Source organism: Comamonas sp. A7-5 (genome assembly GCF_039581385.1).
GTDB lineage: Bacteria > Pseudomonadota > Gammaproteobacteria > Burkholderiales > Burkholderiaceae_C > Comamonas > Comamonas thiooxydans.
Genome location: NZ_JBCPWO010000084.1, coordinates 1 through 202 on the forward strand (window position 1 = coordinate 1; position 202 = coordinate 202).

General features: G+C 55.9%; 2 tRNA genes. Both read right to left on the minus strand.

The window, feature by feature from the left end:
- A tRNA-Asp gene (locus tag AAIL67_RS24860) sits at nucleotides 1-77 on the minus strand.
- A gap of 48 nt (nucleotides 78-125) precedes the next feature.
- Nucleotides 126-201 (minus strand) — tRNA-Glu (locus AAIL67_RS24865).
- Between the last annotated feature and the right edge of the window lies 1 nt (nucleotide 202).

Here is a 202-nt window from a genome sequence, read left to right on the forward strand (position 1 = left end):
TGGCGGAGTGGACGGGACTCGAACCCGCGACCCCCGGCGTGACAGGCCGGTATTCTAACCAACTGAACTACCACTCCTGGCAGGAAGCTTTGCTACATATTATATAGCTACAAGCGCTTCAAACTTGGCGACCCTACGGGGATTCGAACCCCGGTACTCACCGTGAAAGGGTGATGTCCTAGGCCTCTAGACGATAGGGTCA